The sequence below is a fragment of the Actinacidiphila polyblastidii genome (genome assembly GCF_036353415.1).
Taxonomy (GTDB): Bacteria; Actinomycetota; Actinomycetes; order Streptomycetales; family Streptomycetaceae; genus Actinacidiphila; species Actinacidiphila polyblastidii.
In genome coordinates this window covers 82,811-99,168 of the sequence record NZ_JAZEWV010000010.1, presented here as the reverse complement: position 1 = coordinate 99,168, position 16,358 = coordinate 82,811, and the positions used below count along the sequence as shown (strand labels likewise).

17 protein-coding genes are annotated in these 16,358 nt (G+C 72.2%); 9 read left to right on the top strand and 8 right to left on the bottom strand.

Annotation, left to right across the window (positions count from 1 at the left end):
* Positions 1–50 precede the first annotated feature (50 nt).
* Positions 51–1,013: a zinc-binding dehydrogenase gene (locus V2S66_RS14955; RefSeq protein ID WP_330795513.1), complete on the bottom strand. Its 963-nt coding sequence runs from the start codon at positions 1,011–1,013 to the stop codon at positions 51–53.
* An 89-nt stretch (positions 1,014–1,102) separates the two neighbouring features.
* Entirely contained in the window at positions 1,103–1,498 is a 396-nt protein-coding gene (sodN, locus tag V2S66_RS14950) for a superoxide dismutase, Ni (RefSeq protein WP_329136320.1), read from the bottom strand.
* 139 nt (positions 1,499–1,637) lie between these two features.
* Here sodN and sodX point away from each other — a divergent pair, with 139 nt between their 5' ends.
* Positions 1,638–2,075, top strand: coding sequence for a nickel-type superoxide dismutase maturation protease (gene sodX, locus V2S66_RS14945; protein WP_330795509.1), 438 nt, complete (start codon positions 1,638–1,640; stop codon positions 2,073–2,075).
* On the opposite strand, the gene V2S66_RS14940 is transcribed toward sodX, so the two are convergent.
* Positions 1,970–2,608 carry a CGNR zinc finger domain-containing protein gene (locus tag V2S66_RS14940; protein ID WP_330795507.1) on the bottom strand — a complete coding sequence of 213 codons (639 nt, stop codon included), beginning with the start codon at positions 2,606–2,608 and terminating at the stop codon, positions 1,970–1,972. The genes sodX and V2S66_RS14940 overlap by 106 nt on opposite strands.
* 83 nt (positions 2,609–2,691) lie before the next feature.
* Between V2S66_RS14940 and V2S66_RS14935 the strand changes: the two genes are divergently transcribed.
* On the top strand, positions 2,692–3,477 hold the full coding sequence (locus V2S66_RS14935; RefSeq protein ID WP_330795505.1) for a class I SAM-dependent methyltransferase: 786 nt from the start codon (positions 2,692–2,694) through the stop codon (positions 3,475–3,477).
* A 60-nt stretch (positions 3,478–3,537) separates the two neighbouring features.
* Here the strand turns inward: V2S66_RS14935 and V2S66_RS14930 are convergent, their stop codons facing one another.
* From V2S66_RS14930 to V2S66_RS14920, 3 genes are read right to left on the bottom strand one after another with little or no spacing between them, the layout of a single operon-like run.
* Positions 3,538–4,305 carry an amino acid ABC transporter ATP-binding protein gene (locus tag V2S66_RS14930; protein ID WP_330795504.1) on the bottom strand — a complete coding sequence of 256 codons (768 nt, stop codon included), beginning with the start codon at positions 4,303–4,305 and terminating at the stop codon, positions 3,538–3,540.
* 3 nt (positions 4,306–4,308) lie between these two features.
* Complete coding sequence (locus tag V2S66_RS14925; RefSeq protein ID WP_330795501.1) at positions 4,309–5,247, bottom strand: amino acid ABC transporter permease; 939 nt, start codon at positions 5,245–5,247, stop codon at positions 4,309–4,311.
* A gap of 30 nt (positions 5,248–5,277) precedes the next feature.
* On the bottom strand, positions 5,278–6,237 hold the full coding sequence (locus V2S66_RS14920) for an ABC transporter substrate-binding protein (RefSeq protein WP_330795500.1): 960 nt from the start codon (positions 6,235–6,237) through the stop codon (positions 5,278–5,280).
* A gap of 411 nt (positions 6,238–6,648) precedes the next feature.
* On the opposite strand from V2S66_RS14920, the gene V2S66_RS14915 reads away from it, so the two are divergent.
* The 3 genes from V2S66_RS14915 (at position 6,649) to V2S66_RS14905 (ending at position 10,727) form a co-directional block, all read left to right on the top strand.
* Complete coding sequence (locus tag V2S66_RS14915) at positions 6,649–7,935, top strand: NAD(P)-dependent malic enzyme (RefSeq protein WP_330795498.1); 1,287 nt, start codon at positions 6,649–6,651, stop codon at positions 7,933–7,935.
* Between the two features lie 175 nt (positions 7,936–8,110).
* Positions 8,111–8,542 (top strand): YybH family protein, encoded by a 432-nt coding sequence (locus V2S66_RS14910; protein ID WP_330795760.1) that lies wholly within the window; start codon positions 8,111–8,113, stop codon positions 8,540–8,542.
* Positions 8,543–8,702: 160 nt separating this feature from the next.
* Complete coding sequence (locus tag V2S66_RS14905; protein WP_330795497.1) at positions 8,703–10,727, top strand: N-acetylmuramoyl-L-alanine amidase; 2,025 nt, start codon at positions 8,703–8,705, stop codon at positions 10,725–10,727.
* A gap of 43 nt (positions 10,728–10,770) precedes the next feature.
* On the opposite strand, the gene V2S66_RS14900 is transcribed toward V2S66_RS14905, so the two are convergent.
* Positions 10,771–11,688, bottom strand: coding sequence for a MurR/RpiR family transcriptional regulator (locus tag V2S66_RS14900; protein WP_330795496.1), 918 nt, complete (start codon positions 11,686–11,688; stop codon positions 10,771–10,773).
* 106 nt (positions 11,689–11,794) lie between these two features.
* On the opposite strand from V2S66_RS14900, the gene V2S66_RS14895 reads away from it, so the two are divergent.
* The 3 genes from V2S66_RS14895 to V2S66_RS14885 all read left to right on the top strand — a co-directional run bounded on the left by V2S66_RS14895 (position 11,795) and on the right by V2S66_RS14885 (position 14,485).
* Positions 11,795–12,739, top strand: coding sequence for a 1-aminocyclopropane-1-carboxylate deaminase/D-cysteine desulfhydrase (locus V2S66_RS14895; RefSeq protein ID WP_330795495.1), 945 nt, complete (start codon positions 11,795–11,797; stop codon positions 12,737–12,739).
* A gap of 257 nt (positions 12,740–12,996) precedes the next feature.
* Entirely contained in the window at positions 12,997–13,410 is a 414-nt protein-coding gene (locus V2S66_RS14890; protein WP_330795494.1) for an ATP-binding protein, read from the top strand.
* 187 nt (positions 13,411–13,597) lie between these two features.
* Positions 13,598–14,485 carry an RNA polymerase sigma factor SigF gene (locus V2S66_RS14885; protein WP_330795493.1) on the top strand — a complete coding sequence of 296 codons (888 nt, stop codon included), beginning with the start codon at positions 13,598–13,600 and terminating at the stop codon, positions 14,483–14,485.
* Positions 14,486–14,506: 21 nt separating this feature from the next.
* Here V2S66_RS14885 and V2S66_RS14880 read toward each other — a convergent pair whose 3' ends face one another.
* A complete protein-coding gene (locus tag V2S66_RS14880; RefSeq protein WP_330795492.1) occupies positions 14,507–15,025 on the bottom strand; it encodes a hypothetical protein in 519 nt (172 codons plus the stop codon).
* 48 nt (positions 15,026–15,073) lie between these two features.
* Between V2S66_RS14880 and V2S66_RS14875 the strand changes: the two genes are divergently transcribed.
* Entirely contained in the window at positions 15,074–16,042 is a 969-nt protein-coding gene (locus V2S66_RS14875) for a diacylglycerol/lipid kinase family protein (protein ID WP_330795491.1), read from the top strand.
* Positions 16,043–16,358 lie beyond the last annotated feature (316 nt).

Below are 16,358 nucleotides of genomic sequence, written 5' to 3'. Positions count from 1 at the left end.
GGCGCCCGCCGGAGGGTGGGCGCCCCGGCCGCCCCGGCGGACCCGCGGCCTCAGACGGTCAGCACGATCTTCCCGAACACCTCGCCCGCCGCGAGGTGTTCGAACCCCTCGCGGGCGCGGTCCAGCGGCAGCACCGAGTCGATGACCGGGCGGACCCCGGTGACGGCGCAGAAGTCCAGCAGCCCGGCCAGCTCCTCCTTGGTGCCCATGGTGGAGCCCACCACGTTCAGCTCCAGGAAGAAGATCCGGTTCAGCTCGGCGGCGCGGGGGCTGGGCCCGCTGGTCGCGCCGGAGATCACCAGGGTCCCGCCGGGCCGCAGCGACTTGACGGAGTGCGACCAGGTGGCCGCGCCGACCGTCTCGACCACCGCGTCCACCCGGTGCGGCAGCCGGGCGCCCGGCTCGAACACGCCGTGCGCGCCCAGCTCCAGCGCCCGCTTGCGCTTGGCCTCGTCGCGGCTCGTCGCGTAGACCCGCAGGCCGGCGGCCTTGGCCAGCACGATCGCGGCGGTCGCGACGCCGCCGCCCGCGCCCTGCACGAGGACCGAGTTGCCGGGCTGCACCCCGGCCTTGGTGAAGAGCATGCGGTAGGCCGTCAGCCAGGCGGTCGGCAGGCAGGCCGCCTCCTCGAAGGTCAGCTCCTTCGGCTTGGGCAGCACGTTCCACGCGGGCACGGTGACCTGCTCGGCGAAGGTGCCCTGGTAGCGCTCGGTGAGGATGGACCGCGGCTCGCGCGGCCCGACGCCGTGGCCGCACAGGCCGATCACCGGATAGACCACGACCTCGTTGCCGTCGGCGTCGATCCCGGCGGCGTCGCAGCCGAGGATCATCGGCAGGCTCTCCTCGCCGAGGCCCACCCCGCGCAGCGACCACAGGTCGTGGTGGTTCAGCGAGGCGGCCCGCACGGTGACGGTGGTCCACCCGTCGCGGGCCCGCGGCGCCGGCCGCTCACCCGACTCCAGTGCGGTCAGCGGCTGTTCGGCATCGGTGCGCGCGGCGTAGACAGCAAACATGGGCCGACCCTACGGCCCCTACCCGCGGGTAGGGAACCGCCCCGCGGTGTGACGCGTGCCGCGGGGCGGGTCTCGGGGAGCGATGCGGCTCAGGCCTGCTTGGTCTCCCAGAAGATCTTGTCGATCTGGGCGATCAGGTCCAGGGCCTTCTGACCCGTGGCCGGGTCGTTGGAGGCCTTGGCGGCGCTGAGTGCCTTCAGCGTGTCGTTCACCAGCTGGTGGAGCTGGGGGTACTTCTCGAAGTGCGGCGGCTTGAAGTAGTCGCTCCACAGCACCGAGACGTGGTGCTTGGCGAGCTCGGCCCGCTGCTCCTTGATCAGCACCGCCCGAGTGCGGAAGTCCGCGTCCTCGTTGGCCTGGTACTTCTCCTGGACCGCCTTGACGGACTCGGCCTCGATACGGGCCTGGGCCGGGTCGTACACGCCGCAGGGCAGGTCGCAGTGGGCGCTTACCTTCACCTTGGGCGCGAACAGGCGAGTGAACATGGCTGTCCTTCCTCGTGATCGTCTTTCTGGTGGGACATTACTCCCTGGAGGAGACGATTTCTCGGGTGCCCCAGGTGGCTTAGGTCAAAAGTCTGGTGTCACTCTGGGGGCGGTGGAGAATCGAGCCAGGAGGCACAGGATGCGGGAGCAGGAGACCGGCAGGCCGTCATGGCAGCTGGTCGAGGTCACCGGTCCGTCGATGGCGCCCACGCTGCTGCACGGGGACTGGCTGCTGATCCAGAAGGTCAGCGACGGCTCGGAGCAGGTGCGTGAGGGGGACGTGGTGGTGCTGCGGCATCCGCTGCAGCAGGACCTGCTGATCGTCAAGCGCGCGGTGGAGCGGCGCGAGGGCGGCTGGTGGGTGCTGGGGGACAACACCTTCGTGGAGAACGACAGCCGGGAGTTCGGCACGGTGCCGGACGAGCTGTTCCTGGCCAAGGCCCGGGGCCGGTTCCGGCCGGCCCGCGGGCTTCAGCGCTCGCTGGCGGGCGCCGCCTCGTGGGCGTCCTGGGCGGCGTCCTGTGTCAGGCCGCTGCGCGCGGACCGGTCGCTCTCCAGGCGCTTGCGCGCCCGGTAGGCCGCCACGTTCGCACGGGTGGCACAGCGGTCGGAGCAGTACCGGCGCGACCGGTTTGTCGATGTGTCGACGTACGCGTTGCGGCAGGGGCCCGCCTCGCAGATGCCGAGCCGGTCGGCGCCCAGCGTGGTGAGCTGGAAGGCCAGGCCCATGCACGCGGTGGCCGAGTAGCCGGCGCTCGCGTTGGCCGCCTGGTCGGCCAGGTGCATGTGCCAGTCGGGGCGGCCCGCCTCGTCCAGGTAGTCGTGGCCGGAGATCTGCGGGCTCACCGGGAACTCCAGCATCAGGGCGTTGAGCAGGTCCACCGCCCTGACCTGGTCGCCCTCGTGGGCGGCCTCGAAGACGCCGCGCAGCCGCACCCGCACCGCCCGCAGCCGCGCCACGTCCGCATCCACCGCCCGCGCGGCGGCCTGCGTCCCGGAGCCGAAGAGCGCCCGCACCGCCTCGATCGAGGTCAGCGCGTCGGTGCCGCGCAGCGGCTCCTCGCTGTTGACGAGGCGCACGGCGTAATCCGAGTAATGAGCCAGTTCCACTTGTGGTCCTTACTGAGAGCGGTCTAGTCTCGGTAACAGCCGAACAAGCTTTCAGGGTATTACGAAACCGAGGAGGGCGGCGCATGTCCGCGACGACACCGGGCACCACCGCGGCCGCGCACCACGGCGCGGACTGGCGCGCCTGGCAGCAGAGCTGGGATCGCCAGCAGGAGTGGTACATGCCCGACCGGGAGGAACGCTTTCGGGTGATGCTGGACATGGTCGAGGCGACGGTCGGCGCCGAGCCCAGGGTGCTGGACCTGGCGTGCGGTACCGGAAGTATCACCGACCGGCTGCTGCGGAGGCTCCCGCGGGCGCACAGCACCGGGGTGGACCTCGATCCGGCGCTGCTGGCCATCGCCCGCGGCACCTTCGGCGGCGACCCGCGGGTCGCCCTGGTCACCGCCGACCTCAAGGACCCCGACTGGCCCGCGCGCCTGCCGCGGGGCCGCTACGACGCGGTGCTGACCGCCACCGCACTGCACTGGCTGCACAGCGACGACCTCCGGGTGCTGTACGGGCAGCTGGCCGGCCTGGTCAGGCCGGGCGGGGTGTTCCTCAACGCCGATCACATGCCCGACCCGGCCACCCCCCGGATCAACGCGGCGGACCGGGCCCAGCGGCACGCAAGGATGGACGAGGCGCGCGAGCGCGGCGCGCTCGGCTGGACCGAGTGGTGGCGGCTGGCCGCCGCCGACCCGGCGCTCGCCGAGCCCACCGCCGAGCGGTTCCGGATCTACGGCGAGCACGCCGACGGCGACACGCCGCCCGCGAGCTGGCACGCCGCGACGCTCCTGGACGCCGGCTTCGGCGAGGCCCGCACCGTCTGGTCCTCGCCGTCCGACGCGATGGTCCTCGCGCTGCGCTGACTCCCGCGCCCGCCCCGCCCCGCACTTGTGCTGTGCGGGGCGGGGCGGGCGCACGCGCCGCTACAGCACCTTGGACAGGAACGCCTTCGTCCGGTCGTGCTGCGGGCTGCCGAGCACGTCGCGCGGGTGCCCGGACTCGACCACGACGCCGTCGTCCATGAAGACCAGCGCGTCGCCGACCTCGCGGGCGAAGCCCATCTCATGGGTCACGACGATCATGGTCATGCCATCCTCGGCGAGCCCGCGCATCACGTCGAGGACGTCGCCGACCAGCTCGGGGTCGAGCGCCGAGGTCGGCTCGTCGAAGAGCATCAGCTTGGGCTCCATGGCCAGCGCCCTGGCGATGGCCACCCGCTGCTGCTGGCCGCCGGAGAGCTGGCTGGGGTAGTTGCCGCCCTTGTCGCCGAGGCCCACCCGGTCGAGCAGCGCCTTCGCCCGCTCCCTGGCCACCGCCTTGGACTCCCGCTTGACCTGGACCGGCCCCTCCATGACGTTCTCGATCGCCGTCATGTGCGGGAAGAGGTTGAAGCGCTGGAAGACCATCCCGATGTCGCGCCGCTTGGCGGCCACCTCGCGGTCCCGCAGCTCGTACAGCCGGTCGCCGTGCTCCCGGTAGCCCACCAGCTCGCCGTCGACCGACAGCCGGCCGGCGTTGATCTGCTCCAGGTGGTTGATGCAGCGCAGGAAGGTGGACTTGCCCGAACCGGACGGGCCGATCAGGCAGAACACCTCCCGCGGCGCGACCTCCAGGTCCACGCCCTTGAGGATGTGCGCGGCCCCGAAGGACTTGTGGACGGCCTCCGCCTTCACCATCGGCTGGGTACTCATCGCTCAGGCCACCTTCGGTCGGCGCACGGTGGACAGGTTCGCCTTGATCCTCTGCCACGGCGTCAGCGGCAGGCTGCGCAGCGACCCGCGGGCGTACCGCCGCTCCAGGTAGAACTGGCCGACGCTGAACACGCTGGTCAGCGCCAGGTACCAGATCGAGGCGACGAAGAGCAGCTCCATGATCGCGGTGGTGTCGCTGCCGATGTTGGAGGTCGAGCGCAGCAACTCGGTGTACTGCACCACCGAGACCAGCGAGGAGGTCTTCAGCATGTTGATGAACTCGTTGCCGGTCGGCGGGATGATCACGCGCATCGCCTGCGGCAGAACGATTCTGCGCATGGTCCGCGCGCCGGTCATGCCGAGCGCGTGGGCCGCCTCGGTCTGGCCCTCGTCGACCGACTGGATGCCGGCCCGCACGATCTCCGCCATGTACGCGCCCTCGTTGAGGCCCAGACCCAGCAGGGCGGCCACGAAGGGCGTCATGACGGCGACCGTGTCGTTCTTGTACAGCGGCATCAGGTTGATCACCGGGAAGATCAACGAGAGGTTGAACCACATCAGCAGCTGCACGTACACCGGGGTGCCGCGGAAGAACCAGATGTACAGCCAGGAGACCGCCCCGGTCACCGGGTTCTTCGACAGCCGCATGACGGCGAAGAGCACCCCGAGCACCAGGCCGAGCGCCATCGAGCAGACCGAGATCACGACGGTGTGCCACGCGCCGTCGACCACCGTCCGGTCGAAGAGCTTGTCGCCGACCGTCGCCCACAGGATGTTGCCCTGCGAGAAGGCGTAGCCGAGCCACCCCAGCACCGCCACGACGACCACGGCGCTGACCCAGCGCCCGTAGTGCCGTACCGGGATGGCCCGGATGGCCTCGTACGGAGTCCCGGTCGCGACGCGGGCGTCGGCGACGGGCTCCTTCTCCAGCTTGTCAGTCACGCGGACCGTCCTTCACCACTCGCAGTGCGGTCAGGAGCCGCCGTTGACCGTGACCGTCTTGATCGCACCGCTGGAGGCGTTCCACTTCTGCAGCACCTGGGCGTAGCTGCCGTCGGCGACGATCGCGTCCATGGCGGTCTTGAGGACGTCGCGCAGCTGCGCATTGCCCTTGTCGAGCGCGATGCCGAACGGGCCGGCGTCGGCCGGGGAGCCGGCCACCTCGAAGTCGTTGCCGTTGCCGGACTTCTGGGCGATGTAGGCGGCCACCGGGGTGTCGTTGAGGTCGGCGACCGCGCCGCCGGCCTTGACCCGGGTCTGCGCCTCGGCGTCGGTGTCGAACGGCTGGATGGTCAGGCCCTTGGACCCGCAGGCCGTCTTCTGGGTCTTGAAGGCGGTCTCGTAGATCGTGCCGCGCTGCACCGCGACGGACTGCCCGCACAGGTCGGCGAGGGCCGTGACGTGGTGCGGGTTGCCCTTCTTCACCAGCAGCGAGGACCCGGACATGTAGTAGTCGACGAAGTCGACGCCCTTGCCGGCCTTCTTGCCCTTGTCGTCCAGTCCCTGCTGGCGGTCCTTGGTGTCGCTCATAGCGGACATGACGACGTCCGCGCGGCCCGAGTACAGCGACGTGATGAGGCCGTCGAACTGGCCGTTGGTGAACTTGAACCTCACACCGAGCTGCTTGGACAGCGCGGCGGCGATGTCCGGGTCGATGCCGACGATCTGACCGTTCTCGGTCTGCTCCATCGGGGCATACGAAGCATCGGTCCCGACGTTGATGACACCGGAGTCCTGGAACTTCTTCGGCAGCTTCGCGAACAGGGGGGCCTGCGACGTGCTGGAAGAGGGGGAGCTGCCGGCGTCGGAGCCGCTGTCCTTCTTCGTCTGGTCACCGCACCCGGTGAGGACCAGGGTGCCGGCGACCGCGAGGGCGGCGACCGCGGTGAGACGGGTGAGGGCAACAGAGCGCCCGTTGGTACCTGCGGTCATGCTTCCGTCCTCCTGCGAGGGTGTGGGTGAGCCATCCGGCGCGGCATGGCACTCGCCTTCGAATACCGCCACGCTGTGTGATCTGTGCATCTTGCCATCCGGACAGCACCAGGCAGGGTGCTGGTTGTGTCAAAATCGGATAACGGGCGATCCCCAGGCACCCACCGGGCCGGAACACCAAGGCCGGACCGCGGTGGGGCCGTGCCCTCCACTCCCCACTCGTCAGCGGAAACCACTTTCCGGCAGCACGAGTGGCCACCCCCCATCCCGGGGCCCACGGCGCGCGTGCGGCGCGCCTGGCGTCCGGCTGCCGCCGTGCCCACTCTCACCGGCGGCCCGGCCGCCGAGCCCGCCTCCTCCCCCCGCGCGGGAGGAGTACTCTCCCTCAACATTCCGACAAAGGGGTCAAACGTGGCAACGGAGATCGTCAATCCGCTGAGCGACACCGGCGACACGGACAGTACGGACGGCACCGGCGGCGGAAGCACCGCACGCCGTGGCAGCACGGGAAGCACCGGCGGCGCGGACCATATCGGCGGGGACCTCCCCCTCGATCCGGTCTTCGCGCTGCACCGCGGCGGCAAGATGGAGGTCGTCTCGACCGTCCCGGTGCGCGACGCCGCCGACCTCTCGCTCGCCTACACGCCCGGCGTGGCCGAGGTCTGCACCGCGATCGCGGAGCAGCCCGACCTGGTCCACGACTACACCTGGAAGTCGCAGGTCGTCGCGGTGGTCACCGACGGCACCGCGGTGCTCGGCCTGGGCGACATCGGCCCGGAGGCGTCGCTGCCGGTGATGGAGGGCAAGGCGATCCTCTTCAAGCAGTTCGGCGGGGTCGACGCGGTCCCCCTCGCGCTGGCCTGTACGGACGTGGACGAGATCGTGGAGACCGTGGTGCGGCTCGCGCCGTCCTTCGGTGGAGTGAATCTGGAGGACATCTCCGCGCCGCGCTGCTTCGAGATCGAGCAGCGGCTCAAGGAGCGCCTCGACATCCCCGTCTTCCACGACGACCAGCACGGCACCGCGGTGGTCACGCTGGCGGCGCTGCAGGGCGCCGCCCGGCTCACCGGCCGCGAGCTGGGGTCGCTGCGGGCGGTCATCTCCGGCGCCGGCGCGGCGGGCGTGGCGATCGCCAGGATCCTGGTCGAGGCGGGCATCGGCGATGTCGCGGTCGCCGACCGCAAGGGCGTGGTGCACGCCGGCCGCGAGGACCTCAACCCGGTCAAGCGGGAGCTGGCGTCGTATACGAACCGGGCCGGTCTGACCGGCACCCTGGAGCAGGCGATGGCCGGCGCGGACGTCTTCGTCGGCGTCTCCGGCGGGACCGTCCGCGAGGCCGCGGTCGCCACCATGGCGGCCGGCTGCTTCGTGTTCGCCATGGCCAACCCGACGCCGGAGATCCACCCCGAGGTCGCGCACCGGTACGCGGCGGTGGTCGCGACCGGCCGCAGCGACTTCCCGAACCAGATCAACAACGTGCTGGCCTTCCCGGGCATCTTCGCCGGGGCGTTGCAGGTCCGCGCGTCCGCCATCACCGAGGGCATGAAGCTCGCCGCCGCGGACGCCCTCGCCGCGGTGGTCGCCGACGAGCTGTCGGCCGACCGGGTCATCCCCTCGCCGTTCGACCCCCGGGTCGCCCCCGCGGTCACCGCCGCGGTGGCCGCCGCCGCCCGCGCGGAGGGCGTCGCCCGCCGCTGACCGCGGCGGCCCGCTCCGCCGCCCGCCACCCGCCCGGTGCGCGCCGTTCCCCGGCGCGCACCGGGCGCGGTGCGATGTGACCGGTCTCACGGGGCAGATGGCCACTCCATGACGGATTCCACCAGTCTCAGTACACGACATGCGCCCCCTCTTCCCCGCCGAGCAGGAGACGACCATGGAGACCGCAGCCGCAGCGGAACGATTCGTCAGGGTCTGGGAGTCGGGCTGGGCCAGGCACGACGTCGACGCGATCCTCGCCCTCTACACCGAGGACTGCGTCCACCGCTCGATGCCGTTCCGGCCGCCGCACGTCGGCCGGGCCGCGCTCGCCACCTACCTGCGCTGGTCGTTCGCCGACGAACTGCCGCTGACCGTGCGGTTCAGCGCGCCGCTGGTGGGTCCCGGTGCGACGGCGGTCGCCGAATTCCACGTCACCGCCGAGGAGTCGGGGCCGCAGGGCCCGCGCTCCAGCACCGTCGCGGGGTGCGTCTTCGTACGCTTCACCGCCGACGGCCTGGCCGCCGAGACCCGCGACTACTGGCACACCGCGCCGACCCGCGAGCCCGCCTCGGCGCACCCGTTCCTGCTCCCCGCCTCCTCCGGCTGACAACGGCTTTGGCAAAAAGTTCCACGATTTACGCCACGGAGGTTGCTTACTGCCAGCCGCACTCGACAGGCTGCGCCCAGCAGTTCCCGCACGGCGCGTACGCGCGCACGCCCGCACGCGCCCCGTACGCCCCTGCCACCACGCAACGCGAGGAGCCTGGATGCACCACCCCCTCAGACACCGCAGAACACCGGCGCTGGCCGCGGCGTTCACCCTGCTGGCCGGACTGTCGGTCGGCGCCGGCACGGTCGTCGCGCACGCCGCCGTGCCGCCGGAGCCCGCCGCGCCCGCCGCCACCCGCCAGGCGGAGTTCACCGCCGCGGCCCACGAGTTCGGCGTGCCGCTGCCGGTGCTCGAAGCGGTGTCGTACTACGAGACCCGGTGGGAGGCGCACGCCGGGCAGGAGAACGCCGAGGCCGGCTACGGCCCGATGAACCTCACCGACCTGACCACCGCGGAGCTGGACGCCGACGGGCTGACCACCCAGTCCACCCGGTACGCCCCGCTGCTCACCGCGCCCGCCGAGCACACCGCGCCGGCCGCCGCGCAGCTGCTGGGCGTCGACGCCGCCGCCGTGCGCGGCGACGAGGCGCAGAACATCCGCGGCGGCGCCGCGCTGCTCGCCTCCTACGCCAAGGGCTACGGCCACGGCCGGCTGCCGCACTCCACCGACGGCTGGTACGCGGCCGCGGCCCGCTACAGCCAGTCCACCGAGAACAAGGTCGCGCAGGCCTTCGCCGACGGCGTGTGGGACACCCTGCGCACCGGCGCCTCCCGCACCACGCAGGACGGCCAGCAGATCACCCTGGCGCCCACCGCGCGGCTGCACCCCGACCGCGCCGACGTCCGCAAGCTCGGCCTGAAGGACGTCACCCCGCCCAGGAGCAGCGCCAAGCCCGAGTGCCCCAAGTCGCTGGACTGCGACATGATCCCGGGCGCGTACACCCTGCTCGACCCGTCGAACCTCGCCGACTACGGCAGCCACGACCTCGCGGACCGCCCGAACGGCAGCCTCGACATCCGCTACATCACGCTGCACACCACCGACGAGACGTACGACGGCACCCTCGACCTCTTCAACGACCCGACCTACGCGGCGGGCGCGCACTACGTCGTGCGCTCCGAGGACGGCCACGTCACCCAGATGATCCCGACCAAGGACATCGCGTGGGACAGCGCCAACCGCTCCTTCTACCAGCACTCCATCGGCATCGAGCAGGAGGCGTGGGCCACCCACGGCGGCGCCTGGTTCAGCGAGGACCTCTACCGCTCGACGGCTCAGCTGGTGAAGTACCTCGCGGCGAAGTACGACATCCCGCTGGACCGCGCGCACATCCTCGGCCACGACAACGTGCCGGGCAGCAGCGAGAGCGGCGTCGCCACCCAGCACTGGGACCCCGGACCCGGCTGGGACTGGGAGCACTTCTTCGACCTGCTCGGCGCCCCGATCAGGGCCACCGCGCCCCAGGGCAGCGACGTCGTGGCGATCAGGCCCGGGTACGCCCGCAACCCGCAGACCACCACCTACTGCGACGACGTGCAGGGCTACAAGCGGTTCCCCGGCCCGTACCGCAGCTTCGACTGCCCGGTGACGTCCGCGGACGCGCCGGCGAACTTCGTGCCGCTGTACACCGCGCCGAGCACCTCGGCCCCGCTGGTCGCCGACCCGTACCTGCACCCGACGGGCGCGGGTACCGACGCGATGAACGACTGGGGCGACAAGGCGCCGGCCGGTGAGGAGTACGTGGTCGCGGACCGGCAGCCCGGCTGGACGGCGATCTGGTGGGGCGGCCGGGAGGCGTGGCTGCAGGACTCCCCGCAGCACCCGACGACCGTGCCGGTCACCGCGGCGCGGATCGTCCCCAAGGCCGGGAAGGCCTCCGTCCCCGTCTACACCACGGCCTACCCGGAGGCGTCCGTCTACCCGGCGGACTTCGTGGCCTTCGAGGGCGGCACCCCGCGCGCCCAGCTCGCCCGCGCCAAGTACACCGTCGCGGCCGGGCAGTCGTACGTGGCGGGCGGTCCCGCGGTGAACACCGACTCGTACTTCGCCATCTACTACGACGGCTCCGCGCCCTACGACCAGCACGACTTCGTCGGGCAGACCAAGGTGTACGAGATCGTCTACAACCACCGGATGGCGTTCGTGAACGCCGCCGACGTGGACGTGGTCCCGGCCGGCTGAACCAGCCGAGAGCCCGGGCCCGGGGGGCGACCGGAGGGGCGGCTCAGCCCTTCCGGTCGACCTCCAGCGCCTCGTGGGTGGCCCGCAGCGCACGGCTCGACGTGTCGAAGGTGCGCTGCGCCACGCACACGAACAGGCAGTCCACCACGACCAGCTGGCTGATCCGGCTGGCCATCGCCCCCGGCCGGAACGTCGTCTCCCGGCCCGCCGACACCAGCACGAAGTCGGCGAGCCGGGCGGCGGTCGACATCGGGTGGTTGGTGATCACCACGGTGGTGGCGCCCTGCGCGGCCGCCCTGCGCAGCGGCGCGAGCACGTCCCTGCTCTCCCCCGAGTGCGACACCGCGAGGAACACGTCGCCCTCGCCGAGCAGCACCGCGCTGGTCAGCGCCGACTGCGAGTCGCCGTGCGCGTGGCAGGGCCGGCCGATCCTGGCGAGCTTCTGCTGCAGGTCCTGGGCGACCAGGCCGGAGGCCCCGACCCCGGCGATGTGCAGCTGCCCTCCCCCGCACACCGCCAGGACCGCGCCTGTCAGCTGACCGGCGTCGAGCTGCGTGGCGGTCTCCAGCACGGCCTGCGACTCGGTGTGCACCAGCTTGGCGATCACCTCCTCGGCGGAGTCGTCCGAGGTGATGCCGGAGGTCAGGGTGGAGCGGGGCGCCTGCCGGGCGGCGGAGGCGGCGAGCGCGAGCCGCAGCTCCGGATAGCCGGCGAAGCCCAGTGCGCGGGCGGTGCGCACGATGGACGACTCGCTGGTGCCGGCCAGCACGCTCAGCTCCGAGATGGTGCTGCGGGCCACCTGCGCCGGGTCCTCCACGATCAGCGACGCGATGCGCGCCGCGGCCGGGGTGAGCGAGGGCAGCAGTCCGCGCACGGTCGCGGTGAGCGCGTCGCCCGCGTCACTGGCCGCAGTGGCGTTCCCCGGACCGGACCCCGCGGGCCGCACGACGTTTTCCTGCACGGGGAAAGGATGCACCGGAAACCGCCCTCATGGGAGCGGGCGGAGGCAATCCGCCCCGCGCGCCCGTCCGGCGGCGGGTGTCACACCCACGGGTGACAATGGGCGGGTGACCGCCGCTCCCCTCCCGCCGCTGCCGCGGCCGCTGCCGCCGTCGGCGCTGACCGCGGTGGACGACGAGCGGCTGGAGCGGCACGGGGTGCGGCTGCTGCTGAAGCGGGACGACCTGCTCCACCCCGACCTGGTCGGCAACAAGTACCGCAAGCTGCGGCTGAATCTGGCCGCGGCCCGCGAACAGGGCCACGGCACCCTGCTGACCTTCGGCGGCGCCTACTCCCACCACCTGCGGGCCACCGCGGCCGCGGGGCGGCTGCACGGCTTCGCGACCGTCGGCGTGGTCCGCGGCCACGAACTCGCCGGCCGGCCGCTGAACCCGCTGCTGGCCGCGGCCGCCGCCGACGGCATGCGGCTGCGCTTCGTCGACCGCGCGGCCTACCGCCGCAAGGCCGAGCCGGCGTGGCTGGCCGCGCTGCTCGCCGAGGCCGGCCCGGCGTACGTCCTGCCCGAGGGCGGCTCCAACGCGGCGGCCGTGCACGGCTGCACCGGCCTGGGGCGGGAACTGGCCGGGCACGCGGACGTCGCGGTGGTCGCCTGCGGCACCGGCGGCACGCTGGCGGGGCTGGCCGCCGGCTTCCCCGGCGAGGCGGTGGGCGTCTCGGTGCTGCGCGGCGGGTTCCTCGCCGCCGAGGTGCTCCGGCTGCAGCACGCGGCGTTCGGCGGGCGCCGCGGACACTGGCGCGTCGAGGACCGCTTCCACCAGGGCGGCTACGCCCGCACCACGCCCGCGCTCGACCTCTTCGCCGCGGACTTCACCGCCCGCCACGGCGTGGCCCTCGAACGCCTCTACGTCGCCAAGGCGCTGCACGCGGCGTTCGCGCTGACCGCGCAGGGCGCCTTCCCGCGCGGCTCGCGGCTCGCCGTGGTGGTCACCGGCGCCCCGCCGCGGGACGGGCTTACGCCCGTCACACCGTCCCCCCGTAACCTTGACCCATGACCGCGCCGCCCGCGAGCCCGCCGCCGACCGCCCGCCCGGCGGTGCCCGGGAGCCGGCGGCAGCGGCAACCGGGCGCATTCGCATGCGAATTGAGACCTGGAATCCCCCCCACCGTGCGTGCCCGTGCGCTTACCATGGGTGACAGGTGCGGGTGGCGTCCGTGCTCCGTCCGGGCGACACCGGGGGACGGATCGCGATAGCGTCACTGCGAACCACGTGAACCAGAGCAATCACCGTGTGCCACCTTGGAGGTGTGGGTGTCCCAGATCGCAGGCGAGCCCGGGTCGAAGGACTTCGTCGAGGTCCGGCTGCCCGCGGCAGGCGCGTATCTGTCGGTGCTGCGGACGGCCACGGCCGGACTCGCGGCCCGGCTGGACTTCACCCTCGACGAGATCGAGGATCTGCGCATCGCCGTCGACGAGGCGTGCGCGATCCTGCTGCAGCAGGCCGTCCCCGGTTCCGTACTGAGCTGTGTGTTCAAGCTGGTCGGCGACTCCCTGTGGGTCACCGTGTCCGCACCGACCACCGACGGGCGGGCCCCCGAGCGCGACACCTTCGCGTGGACGGTGCTGTCCGCGCTGGCGGGCGAGGTGGACTCCACGGTCGCCGAGGACCGGACGGTCAGCATCAGCCTGCACAAGAAGCGCGGCGCCGTTCCCGGGCTGTCGTGAGGCCGTCGTCGTGAGGCCAGCAGACAACCCCGGCACGCCCGCGGAGCACGAGGTGCCCGCGGCGCGCGGTCGTGCCACCGTCCCCGCCCAGCAGCCCCCGGACCCCGAGGGGCCGGGCACCGATGGGGGGCGGCACCCGGCGCCACCGCATCCCGGGCCAGGGACGCGTACGGACCGTAGGGAAGCGATGGACGCGGCGGAGCAGGCGGACCCGATGGATCAGCACGAGCACGTCAAGAGCGCCGAGCAGGTCACCGGCGCCGAGCACGGCAGACAGGCCGGTCACGCGGATCAGCCGGGGCACGCGGAGCCGCACGACCCGCACGACCGGTCGGGCGCCCGCGCGCTCTTCGTCGAGCTGCACAAGCTGCCGGAGGGCTCCCCGGAGCGCGCCGAGCTGCGCAACCAGCTGGTCCGGATGCATCTGCCGCTGGTGGAGCACCTGGCCAGGAGGTTCCGCAACCGCGGCGAGCCGCTGGACGACCTCACCCAGGTCGCCACCATCGGGCTGATCAAGTCCGTGGACAGGTTCGACGTCGACCGCGGCGTGGAGTTCTCCACCTACGCGACCCCGACGGTGGTCGGCGAGATCAAGCGGCACTTCCGGGACAAGGGCTGGGCGGTACGGGTGCCGCGCCGCCTCCAGGAGCTGCGGCTGTCGCTCACCACGGCGACCGGCGAACTGTCCCAGCGGCACGGCCGGGCGCCGACCGTGCACGAGCTGGCCGAGCACCTGAAGATCTCCGAGGAGGAGGTCCTGGAGGGGCTGGAGTCGGCGAACGCCTACAGCACGCTGTCGCTGGACGTGCCGGACACCGACGACGAGTCGCCGGCGGTGGCGGACACGCTCGGCTCGGAGGACGAGGCGCTGGAGGGCGTGGAGTACCGCGAGTCCCTCAAGCCGCTGCTGGAGCAGCTGCCGCCACGGGAGAAGACGATCCTGCTCCTGAGGTTCTTCGGCAACATGACGCAGTCGCAGATCGCCCAGGAGGTCGGCATCTCCCAGATGCACGTCTCCCGGCTGCTCGCCCGCACGCTGGCCCAGCTCCGGGACAAGCTGCTGATCGAGGAGTGAGGCGCGCGGTCCGCGACGCCGTCAGGCGGTCCTGCGGATGCCGAGCGCGTCGGTGGTGGCCGGGTGGACCAGCAGGAACAGGCCGGCCAGCGCCAGCGCGCCGAGCACCGCGCCGCCGGCGACGACCCCGCCGTCGCTCTTGAGCATCGTCCAGGCGATCGGCAGGCAGAGCAGCTGCATGATCAGCGCGGGCCCGCGGCTCCAGCTGCGGGCCTTGCGCAGCCCGTACGCCGCGCCCAGCGGCAGCGCGGCGAGCAGCAGCACCAGGAGGCCGGCGAGCACCGCCCTGTCGCCGCCGGTGAAGAACATCGTGACGCCCCAGGCGGCGACCGCCAGCCCCTCCAGGCCGGCGACGGCCGCGGCGAGCGTCAGCCGCAGCGGCGGCCGGCCCGCGGGCACGGCGGCAGGCCCGGCGACCTGGCCGGAGCCGGGCTCGGCCACGGGCGCGGCGGCCGGCTCGGCGAGGGGCGCGGGCTTCCGTGCGGCGGCCCTGGCGGGCTTCCGCGCGGCGGCGGGGCGGCGTTTCGGGGTCTGGCTCACACCGTTCAGCGTAGCCCCGGGTGAAATCGCCTGGGTACGCTGTCGACCATGCGTGCTCTTCTCGTGGTCAACCCCGCCGCCACCACCACCAGCGCACGGGTTCGGGACGTGATCAGCACCGCGCTGTCCAGCGACCTGAAGCTGGAGGTCGCCACCACCGAGTACCGCGGGCACGCCCGGGACCTGGCCCGGCGGGCCGCCGAGGGCGGCCAGACCGAGCTGGTGGTCTCGCTGGGCGGCGACGGCACGGTCAACGAGATCGTGAACGGCCTGCTGCACCACGGCCCCGACCCGGACGCGCTGCCCCGCCTCGCGGTGGTGCCCGGCGGCTCCACCAACGTCTTCGCGCGGGCGCTCGGGCTGCCCAACGACGCCGTGGAGGCGACCGGCGCCCTGCTGGACGCGCTGCGTGAGGACTCCTCGCGCACCGTGGGCCTCGGGCTGGCGAGCGGCACCCCGGGCACCGAGGACGAGGGCGTGCCGGCCCGCTGGTTCACCTTCTGCGCGGGGCTGGGATTCGACGCCGGAGTCGTCGGACGGGTCGAACAGCAGCGGGAGTTGGGCAAACGGTCGACGCACGCGCTGTATCTGCGCCAGGTGGCCCGGCAGTTCCTCGGCGACCCGCACCGCAGGCACGGCACGATCACCCTGGAGCAGCCGGAGCAGGAGCCGGTGGCGGGGCTGATGACCGCGATAGTCTGCAACACCTCTCCCTGGACCTATCTGGGGAACCGGCCGGTCTACGCGTCTCCCGAGGCGTCCTTCGACACCGCGCTCGACCTGCTCGGGGTCACCAGGATGTCCACCGTGTCAGGCACGCGTTACGCGGCGCAATTGCTTCGTTCCACCCCGGAAAGGGGCCCGCGGGGCAAGCACACGGTGTCACTGCACGATCTCACCGACTTCACCTTGCAATCGCAGGCGCCGCTCCCCTTCCAGGTGGACGGTGACCACCTGGGACTGCGTACGAGCGCGACCTTCACAGGCGTACGCCGGGCACTGCGTGTGATTGTGTAAGTCGAAGAGCCTAAAGTCCTTTTACTCGAACGTTTAGACTGGGCTGCACCCGATGGATGTAGGGCTGTGATCGAGGCGACACCGAGGATTCCAAAAAAAAACTCCTGAAGGGGTTGTATCTCCAGCCGAGGTTTGCGAACCTCTAACTGGCGATCGGGACGGGCCGGACTGACGGCCCCCGTGAGAGCCCGAATCCTCCACTCACACCAGCGGGACCGCACCAGCGAAGGCTGGGTGGCGTCCCGTTCCCTGTGAGGGGATTCGTGAAAGCGTTCACATTCACAAGCAATGTGCTTGTCACACGAGGAGTTGGAGC

What these genes read in the sequence shown, in the direction of transcription:
- V2S66_RS14930 (WP_330795504.1), bottom strand. Translation starts at nt 4,305, where the DNA reads ATGAGTACCCAGCCGATGGTGAAGGCGGAGGCCGTCCACAAGTCCTTC.
- V2S66_RS14920 (WP_330795500.1), bottom strand. Translation starts at nt 6,237, where the DNA reads ATGACCGCAGGTACCAACGGGCGCTCTGTTGCCCTCACCCGTCTCACC.
- sodX (WP_330795509.1), top strand. Translation starts at nt 1,638, where the DNA reads ATGCGGGAGCAGGAGACCGGCAGGCCGTCATGGCAGCTGGTCGAGGTC.
- V2S66_RS14910 (WP_330795760.1), top strand. Translation starts at nt 8,111, where the DNA reads ATGGAGACCGCAGCCGCAGCGGAACGATTCGTCAGGGTCTGGGAGTCG.
- V2S66_RS14955 (WP_330795513.1), bottom strand. Translation starts at nt 1,013, where the DNA reads ATGTTTGCTGTCTACGCCGCGCGCACCGATGCCGAACAGCCGCTGACC.
- V2S66_RS14905 (WP_330795497.1), top strand. Translation starts at nt 8,703, where the DNA reads ATGCACCACCCCCTCAGACACCGCAGAACACCGGCGCTGGCCGCGGCG.
- V2S66_RS14935 (WP_330795505.1), top strand. Translation starts at nt 2,692, where the DNA reads ATGTCCGCGACGACACCGGGCACCACCGCGGCCGCGCACCACGGCGCG.
- V2S66_RS14875 (WP_330795491.1), top strand. Translation starts at nt 15,074, where the DNA reads ATGCGTGCTCTTCTCGTGGTCAACCCCGCCGCCACCACCACCAGCGCA.
- sodN (WP_329136320.1), bottom strand. Translation starts at nt 1,498, where the DNA reads ATGTTCACTCGCCTGTTCGCGCCCAAGGTGAAGGTAAGCGCCCACTGC.
- V2S66_RS14885 (WP_330795493.1), top strand. Translation starts at nt 13,598, where the DNA reads ATGGACGCGGCGGAGCAGGCGGACCCGATGGATCAGCACGAGCACGTC.